Below are 8154 nucleotides of genomic sequence, written 5' to 3' on the forward strand. Positions count from 1 at the left end.
TCACGTCGGCCCGTCCGGCTTCCCGTTCCTGGAGTTGAACATGCTCTCCCTACGCAAAACCTACACCGCCACCGCCCTGGCTCTGGCGCTGGGCGGCGCGCTGCCCGCAGTCTTCACGAGCGCTCACGCCGCCGGCACGCTCAATGTCGCCATCAACCAGGACCCGGGCAGCTGGGACCCGATCGACACCTTCGTGACCTTCTGGGGTTCGGTGGGCAGCAATCTGTATGACGGCCTGACCATGCGCGGCGCCGACTTGAAGCTGCAGCCGGGGCTGGCCACCAGCTGGGAATACCTGGACGACAACAAGCGCCTGCGCTTCAAGCTGCGCGAAGGCGTCAAGTTCCACAACGGCGAACCCTTCAACGCCGAAGCCGTGAAGTTCACCTTTGAGCGTCTCTTGGGCGCGGAAGGCGCCAAGGGTCCGCAGAAGTCCAACTACGACTCGATCGGCGAGATCAAGGTGGTGGACGAATACACCGTGGACTTCATCCTGAAGCAGCCCGATCCGGTCCTGCTGACCAAGCTGGCCGGCTATGGCGCCATGATCGTGCCGCCCAAGTACATCAAGGAAAAGGGCGAAGACAACTTCAACACCAACCCGGTCGGCACCGGCCCGTTCAAGTTCGAAAGCTACCAGCCCAAGGTCAACGTGACGCTGGCGCGCAATGACGACTACTGGGGCGGCAAGCCCAAGCTGGACAAGGTGGTCTACCGCTTCATCGGCGAGCCGGGCACGCAAGTCGCCGAGCTGCAGGCTGGCCGCATCGACGTCGCCACTCTGATCCCGCTGGGCCTGATCGAAACCGTGAAGAAGTCCGGCAACGCCGATGTCATCTCCACCGGCGGCCCGGTCGCTTTCGCGCTGCGCTACAACACCAAGAGCGGCATCACGCAGAACCGCGACGTGCGCCGCGCGCTGATCATGGCCGTGGACCGCGACGCCATCGTCAAGCAACTGCTGCTGGGCCAGGCCAAGACCATCGCCAGCTTCCAGGGTCCGCAGTCCTTCGGCTACAACCCCGAGCAGAAGCCCCTGCCCTTCAACCCCGCCGAAGCCAAGAAGCTGCTGGCCGCCGCCGGCGTGAAGCCTGGCGCCACCGTGCAGATCGACGTCCGCGGCAGCGATTCGAACTTCCGCGAAGTGGCCCAGGCCGTGTCGGGCTATCTGCAAGGCGTGGGCGTGCGCGCCACGATCAAGCCGTATGAAACCGGCGTGCTGCTCAACGACATCATCCCCGGCGGCAAGACCGGCGAAATGTGGCAGAACCAGTGGGGCGGCTGGACCTACGACTACGACAACACGGCCTACCTGATGTACCACACGGGCCAGAAGTGGAACCCGTACGACAACGACGCCAAGCTCAACGGCATGCTGGAAGCGCAGCGCACGGTCTATGACGTGAAGAAGCGCGAAGCCATGCTGCAGGAGATCGCCGGCTACGTGGCCGACCAGGCGCTGGAAATGCCGCTGTACAGCCTGAACACGATCGTCGGGGTGAACAAGCGCGTGAAGGATCTGGAGGTTCCGGGCGACATCCGCTTCCGGTTCCTGAACGCCTCTGTGGACTGACGCCCCCCCCGAAGCGCTGCGCGCTTCCCCCCAGGGGGCATGCCTGCGGACCGGCAAAGCCGGCTCCGCGGCATCCCGCTTGGGGAGGACCGGTTGCTATTGGCGTGATGACGCTATGAACAACCGGCACTTTTTTGGAATGCTTTTGGCGCTGCCTTGAGGCATTAACCTTACCGACCCGTTCCGGCGCAAGCCGGGACGGCGATTTATGACCGGATTTCTCATCAAACGCGTGTTGCAGGCCGTCTTCGTGATTGTCGCGGTGACACTGCTTGTCTCCTATGCCGTGCGCCTGACCGGCGATCCTGCGCTGATGCTCAGCCAGGGCTCGGGCAGCGTCACCGAGCAGGACCTGGCCAATATCCGCCAGGCGCTGGGGCTGAACCGTCCCTTCTACGAGCAGTACCTGTCCTATATGCAGGGGCTGCTGCATGGCGATTTCGGCCGCAGCTTCATGGGTGGCACGTCGGTCGCCAAGCTGATCGGCGATGCGTTGCCCGCCACGCTGATGCTGGCGTTCACCTCGCTGCTGGCGTCGATCCTGATCTCGCTGCCGCTGGGCATCCAGGCCGCGATCAAGCGCGGCAAGACCACGGACCAGGCGATTCGCATCCTGTCGCTGGTGGGGCTGTCCTTTCCCAATTTCTGGCTGGCGCTGATGCTGGTGCTGCTGCTGTCGATCACCTTCCCGCTGTTGCCGCCGTCCGGCTGGAGCGGGCCGGCCAGCCTGGTGCTGCCGTCGCTGACGATGGCCATCATCCTCAGCGCCACCAATATCCGCCTGGTGCGCACCACCATGCTGGAAACGCTGTCGGCGCAATACATCATGGTGGCGCGCAGCAAGGGCCTGAAGGAACGCGTGGTGCTGTACAAGCACGCGCTGCGCAACTGCGCGATTCCGCTCATCACCTACCTGGGCCTGCAGTTCGGCGGCCTGATCGGCGGCATCGTGGTCATTGAAATGGTCTTCAACTGGCCCGGCCTGGGCACGCTGGCGTTCGACGCCATCTCCGGCCGCGACTACCCGGTGCTGCAGGGCACGGTCACCGTGCTGGCCTCCGTCATCGTCCTGGTCAACCTGATCGTCGACATCGCCTACGGCATCGTCGACCCCCGCATCCGCACGCGCTGAGCCTTATGCAGACTACTACCCCCACCGCCGCCGCTGCCAAGGCGGCCAAGCCCCGCAGCCGCTACCGCTCGCTGGAATTCGTGCTGGGCGCGCTGCTGACTGGCACCATGATCGTGCTGGTGCTGACCTCCGGCTGGCTGTTTCCCGACGGCGGCGAAGCCATGGACCTGGCCGCCCGCTTGATGGCTCCCTTTACCTCTGCGGCCCACCCCTTCGGCACCGACCCGCTGGGCCGCGACGTGCTGGCCCGCGTCATCGTCGGCGGCAAGATCTCGCTGACGGTGGGCTTCGCCTCGGTCGTCGGCGGCGCGCTGCTGGGCATCGTCATGGGCCTGATCGCCGGCTACTACCGCGGCTTCTGGGACATGATCGTCATGCGCTTTGCCGACGTGCAGCTGGCGCTGCCGTTCATCCTGGTGGCCATCACCTTCATCGCCATCCTGGGCGGCGGGCTGTTCAACGTCATCTTCTTCATGATCGTGTCGCAGTGGGTGCAATACGCGCGCCTGGTGCGCGCCCAGGTCCTGGCCCTGCGCGAGCGTGAGTTCGTGCTGGCCGCCCGCGCCTTCGGCGTGCGCGACCTGGCCATGATCCGCCACCACATCGTGCCCAATCTGCTGGGTCCGCTGGTCATCCTGATGACGCTGAACGTCGCCAACAACATCCTGCTGGAAAGCAGCCTGACCTTCCTGGGCCTGGGCGTGGACCCCATGATCCCGAGCTGGGGCGGTATGCTTGCCGACGGCCGCACGTATATGCAGACGGCCTGGTGGGTCAGCGTCTTCCCGGGCCTGGCCATCATGCTGACGGTGCTGGGCCTGAACCTGCTGGGCGACTGGCTGCGCGACCGCCTGGATCCGACCGGCAAGGTCTGAAGCCGCCCCGGTCCGCCTGAAAGGAATATCGAGTATGTCTTTGCTGGAAAAAACATTCGACCGCACGCTGGACGCCTGGACCCACGCCTACATGGCGCCGGCCTGGCGCGGCGCGGTCGTGGAAGGCTGGCTGTTCGAAGGCGTGGAAGCGCGCCGCGCGGCCCAGGAACGCCTGGCGCAAGCCGGCGTCACGGCGCGCTTTCGCAGCGCCTACAAGCCGCTGCTGCACTACTTCCTGGAAGAGGTCGAGCGCGAAGGGCTGGCGTCCGTCGTGGTGCGCTATCCGCTGCACGAACATGCACAGGCCAAGCGCTTCACGCTGGAAGCCTATCCGCTCATCGCGCTGCTGCAAGGCGTGGACGTCGCCATGCAGCCCGGCGCCGATGACCTGCACTATGACGTCAGCCTGCGCTACGCCGATGGCCGCGAGCTCGATACCCGCGTCTATGCGCCCAACCAGCTCGGGTACGCCCAGGACGGCACGCCCGAACTGTCGCCCACCGGCTGGCTGCGCGTGCGCGACGCCGAAGGCGCGCTTCAGACCGATGCCGCCCAGGCCACCGAATACCAGCAGGCGTTCCGCGCCATCTTGGACACGGTGCGCAACCATGCCTGGGGCGCGCACGAGCCCTATTTCGAACGCCTGGAAATCCGCGTGGATCTGCCGGGCATCGACTTCGCCCTGCCGGTGGACGAGGAAATCGTCAGCACCTTCGAGGCGCTGCACGAAGACATCTATTTTTCGCTACTGGAACACTTCCAGAAACACTCGGGCCGCCCGTCCGGCGACCGCGGCCTGCAACCCGGCCAGATCATTCCCGACATCCGTCGCCACGACGGCGCGGCGCGCGTGCAGATCTCGCTGGAGCATTTCGGCGCCCTGGCGCCCGTTGCGCCCGCGCCACTCGATGCGCCGCTGGCCCAGGTCCGCGAACCGCTGTCGGCCGGCCAGATCGCCAGCTGCATGGCGGCGTTCGGCGGCGATACCTTCCAGGCCGTATCGCGCCAGGGTCGTCCGGTGCTGGGCACCTACCTGCGCGGCCCCGGCCCCGCGGTCTTCATCTCGGGTGCGCAGCACGCCAATGAAACTTCCGGCGTGGTCGGCGCCCTGCGCGCCGCGCAGACGCTGGCCGAGCGCGGCGATGCGCACTTCGCCTTGATCGCCGCGGAAAATCCGGACGGCTACGCGCTGTTCAACCGCCTGCGCGCGCACCATCCGCGCCACATGCTGCATGCCTCGCGCTACAGCGCGCTGGGCGACGACATCGCCTACCGCGAGCGCGCTCCGTTCTTCGAACGCGAAGGCCGCCACCAGGCGCATGCGATCAGCGGCGCGCAGCTACACATCAACCTGCACGGCTATCCCGCCCATGAATGGACCCGGCCGCTATCCGGCTACCTGCCGCGCCATTTCGAACTGTGGACCATCCCCAAGGGCTTCTTCCTGGTGCTGCGCCATCATCCGGGCTGGGGCGACCGCGCCCGCCGCCTGATCGAAGGCGTTACCGCCCGGCTGGCCCGCAATGTTCCCGGCCTGGTCGAGTTCAATGCGCGGCAACTTGAACTATTCCAGGCGCACGCGCTCGAAACCGGATTCGACGTGCTGAACGGCATCCCGGTGCAGATCAGCGAAAGCGACCGCGAGGACCTGCCCATGGCGTTGATTTCCGAGTTTCCGGATGAAACCGTCTACGGCGAGCGCTTCGTTTTCGCGCATACTGTGCAGATGGAAACCGTCCTGGCGGCGACCGAGCTCTACCGCGCAGGGCTCTAGCGGCAAAAAGACCGGCGTAGCCAAGGACCGCGCCGGCACCCGACCTGTAAAACCATTAGAAAAATGAATATCCGAGAACGCAACCACGGCGATGACCTGGCCCTGGTGGACATCTGGCTCCGTTCGGTACGCGCCACCCACACGTTCCTGACGGAAAAGGAAATCCAGGCCATGTACCCGCAGGTGCTCAATACCGACCTGCCTTCGGTGCGGGTCTGGGTCTGTGAGGACGATGCCGGCGAAGTCGCTGGCTTCATGGGCCTGAACGGCAACAAGGTCCAGATGCTGTTCGTGGATGCCAACAAGCGCGGCAAGGGAGCTGGCCGGCGCCTGCTGAACTTCGCGCGCTCGCTGCACGGCACCCTGGTGGTGGACGTCAACGAACAAAATCCCCAGGCCCACGGCTTCTACAAGCACTACGGGTTCGAGGACGTGGGCCGCTCGGAGCACGACGACGCGGGTCGCCCTCGTCCCATCATCCACATGAAGCTGGCGGGCTGACGCCTGCCCGCCCCGCCAGGCGCCTAGCCTTTGGATTGCTCCGGATGCCTGGCCCGCCAGGCTTTCAGCGCTTCCCGGTAATCGTCCATGGCTTCGTTGTAGGTGTCATAGACACAGGGGATGCAGCCGCTGTTGCAACACTCTTCGGGTTCGGGCGCGACGGGCGGAACGGGTTGCGGGTCGTCGTCGGGGATCTGCTTGGTGCTCATACCCGAATCTTAGCGCCGATGCCCTGCGCCAGCCGCCGCGTCCGCCTCTGGCAGCGGCCATTCGGCGCGGCGGATTTCGTAGCGACGCTTGCCAGCGCCGCCCGCTCCCGCGCCGCCGATCTGGCGCATGCCGCATTTTTCCAGCACCCGGCAGGACGCGGCATTCTCTTCCAGCGCCACGGCCGACAGCGCCTCGACCGGCAAGCGCCCGAATCCCAACGACAGCAGCGCCTGGGCGATTTCGGTGGCATATCCCATGCCCCAGCTCGCGGGGAGGAAGGCATAGGCGACCTCGACCTCGTCGCAGCCCCGCGACTGGGTGCGCTTCAAGCCCGCGCGGCCCGCCAGCGCGCCGCTGGCGCGGTCGGCCAGCACATACATGCCGTAGCCCAGCTCGGCCCAATGCTCGACGTTCTGCAACAGATAGCGGCGGCTGGCCGAGTCCGTCCGGGTGCCGCCCATGGTGGCCATGAGGCGCTCGTCCGCATGCATCGCGGCAATGAAGGAAAAATCAGTTTCGTCCATGCGCCGGGCTTGCAGCCGGGCGGTCTGGAAAGTGTCGGGGAGCAGTGCGGCGGACATGGCGGGCGGAAGGAATGGCGTGACGGAAATGATACCGGCGGACGGCCCGCCGGCCCATCGTCCAACGGACGAATCCCCCGGGCCGAGGCCGGCCCCGGGGCGTGGCTTTCAACTGCGGTGCACGTCCGCGAACGCGATGCTCTCGTACTGGTCCGCCAGGGCCGCGGCGTTTTCACCGTAGCCCTGCGTGCCGGAAGCCCCTGTCATTGCTGAGCTGCCGGCCGAGCCTGGATCGCCGCGGGCGGCCAGGTGGCCTTGATGGCGTCGTAGATGCGCTTGCCCACGCGGCCGTCTTCCGGCAGCTTGCGCTTGACCTGTTCTTCGCGCACGGCATCGCGGGTCTTGCTGCCCGGAATGCCGTCGGCCACGCCTACGTCATAGCCCAGGCCGTAGAGCATCTCCTGGAGCTCCTTGATCTGCGCGCGCGACAGGCCGGGGTCGTCCGTGGGCCAGGCCGCGACGAGATCCGGACCGCCTTGCAGGCGATTGAGCAGCATCGACACCGCCAAGCCATAGCGGCGCGACTGGTTGTAATGCAGGATGGCGTCGAAATTCACGGTCGCCAGGAACACCGGGCCAGCGGAACCCGTGGGCGCGAACAGATAGGCCTGCTCCTCGTTGCCCGACGCCAGCTTCAAGGCCGAGCCGTTGCCCTGCTTCACGCCGGCCTGGGCCCACTGGGCTATCGTGCGGCGGTCCTGCGAGCCCACGTATTCGGCTTCGGGCGAGGCCGGAATGGCAGAGGCCAGCTCGGCCGGCACACGCACTTCGATCACGGCGGGCAGGCTGTGCGTCCACTTGGCGCGGCGCTTGCGCAGGTGATTGGCGGTCGACGCCAACGCGTCGGGCAGCGAGTTGTAGAGATCGATCTTGCCGTTGCCGTCGCCATCGGCGGCCAGTTCATAGAACGAGGTCGGGATGAACTGCGTCATGCCGAAGGCGCCGCTCCAGGAACCGACGAAGCTGTCCGCCGGCACCACGCCGTCGCGCAGCAGGCGCACCGAGGCGTAGGCGTTCTTTTCCCACAGCGACTTGTTCTCGGTGCAGGCGCGCGTCAGCCAGGCGTCCAGCACATTGGTCCTGCCGACCTGGCGGCCGTAGTTGGTCTCGATGCCGAAGATCGCGACCAGCGTGGCCGGATCCACCTGGTATTGCTGGCTGATGGCCGACAGTTGCGGACCATACTTGGCGAGCACCCCCAGGCCGTCGCGCACGCGCTCTTCGTCCACGGTCTTGGCGATGTAGTCCCACCAGGCCTCGCGCCCCTCGGGCTGGCCCTTGGCCGATGCGACCGTGGTGGGCAGCAGCTTGGCGTTGGCGGTGTATTTGTCCCAATCGGCCACGGTCAGGCCGTTGGCCGTGGCGCCCTTGCGCAGCTTGGCGATGCAGGCCTTGGTGTCGAGTTCGGTCGGGATGATGACCGTGGGCGCGGGGGTGGCGGTGGCGGCGGGCGCCGCGGTGGCAGCCGGCGCAGCCGTTGCGGCAGGCGCAGCGGTCGCCGCCGGGAC

At 66.5% G+C, this 8154-nt stretch carries 8 protein-coding genes; 5 read left to right on the forward strand and 3 right to left on the reverse strand.

Annotation, left to right across the window (positions count from 1 at the left end):
- The first annotated feature begins 40 nt into the window (after positions 1 to 40).
- The 5 genes from HV766_RS16015 to HV766_RS16035 all read left to right on the forward strand — a co-directional run bounded on the left by HV766_RS16015 (position 41) and on the right by HV766_RS16035 (position 5855).
- Complete coding sequence (locus tag HV766_RS16015) at positions 41 to 1573, forward strand: ABC transporter substrate-binding protein (RefSeq protein WP_054452617.1); 1533 nt, start codon at positions 41 to 43, stop codon at positions 1571 to 1573.
- Positions 1574 to 1781: 208 nt separating this feature from the next.
- A complete protein-coding gene (locus tag HV766_RS16020) occupies positions 1782 to 2705 on the forward strand; it encodes an ABC transporter permease (RefSeq protein WP_054452620.1) in 924 nt (307 codons plus the stop codon).
- A gap of 5 nt (positions 2706 to 2710) precedes the next feature.
- A complete protein-coding gene (locus HV766_RS16025) occupies positions 2711 to 3580 on the forward strand; it encodes an ABC transporter permease (RefSeq protein WP_054452624.1) in 870 nt (289 codons plus the stop codon).
- A 34-nt stretch (positions 3581 to 3614) separates the two neighbouring features.
- Entirely contained in the window at positions 3615 to 5354 is a 1740-nt protein-coding gene (locus tag HV766_RS16030; protein WP_175181484.1) for a M14 family metallopeptidase, read from the forward strand.
- Between the two features lie 63 nt (positions 5355 to 5417).
- On the forward strand, positions 5418 to 5855 hold the full coding sequence (locus tag HV766_RS16035; RefSeq protein ID WP_054452633.1) for an acetyltransferase: 438 nt from the start codon (positions 5418 to 5420) through the stop codon (positions 5853 to 5855).
- Positions 5856 to 5878: 23 nt separating this feature from the next.
- Here the strand turns inward: HV766_RS16035 and HV766_RS16040 are convergent, their stop codons facing one another.
- The 3 genes from HV766_RS16040 to HV766_RS16055 all read right to left on the reverse strand — a co-directional run.
- Positions 5879 to 6064 carry an oxidoreductase-like domain-containing protein gene (locus tag HV766_RS16040; RefSeq protein WP_054452636.1) on the reverse strand — a complete coding sequence of 62 codons (186 nt, stop codon included), beginning with the start codon at positions 6062 to 6064 and terminating at the stop codon, positions 5879 to 5881.
- Positions 6065 to 6073: 9 nt separating this feature from the next.
- A complete protein-coding gene (locus HV766_RS16045) occupies positions 6074 to 6646 on the reverse strand; it encodes a GNAT family N-acetyltransferase (RefSeq protein ID WP_054452642.1) in 573 nt (190 codons plus the stop codon).
- Positions 6647 to 6849: 203 nt separating this feature from the next.
- Positions 6850 to 8154, reverse strand: a 1305-nt coding sequence (locus HV766_RS16055; protein ID WP_175181485.1) for a lytic murein transglycosylase, incomplete at its 5' end; no start/stop codon positions are given.

Source organism: Achromobacter aegrifaciens, assembly GCF_902859735.1.
Lineage (GTDB): Bacteria > Pseudomonadota > Gammaproteobacteria > Burkholderiales > Burkholderiaceae_B > Achromobacter > Achromobacter aegrifaciens.

Coding starts and splice junctions, on each gene's coding strand:
- HV766_RS16030 (WP_175181484.1), top strand. CDS start 3,615: ATGTCTTTGCTGGAAAAAACATTCGACCGCACGCTGGACGCCTGGACC.
- HV766_RS16020 (WP_054452620.1), top strand. CDS start 1,782: ATGACCGGATTTCTCATCAAACGCGTGTTGCAGGCCGTCTTCGTGATT.
- HV766_RS16015 (WP_054452617.1), top strand. CDS start 41: ATGCTCTCCCTACGCAAAACCTACACCGCCACCGCCCTGGCTCTGGCG.
- HV766_RS16040 (WP_054452636.1), bottom strand. CDS start 6,064: ATGAGCACCAAGCAGATCCCCGACGACGACCCGCAACCCGTTCCGCCC.
- HV766_RS16045 (WP_054452642.1), bottom strand. CDS start 6,646: ATGTCCGCCGCACTGCTCCCCGACACTTTCCAGACCGCCCGGCTGCAA.
- HV766_RS16025 (WP_054452624.1), top strand. CDS start 2,711: ATGCAGACTACTACCCCCACCGCCGCCGCTGCCAAGGCGGCCAAGCCC.
- HV766_RS16035 (WP_054452633.1), top strand. CDS start 5,418: ATGAATATCCGAGAACGCAACCACGGCGATGACCTGGCCCTGGTGGAC.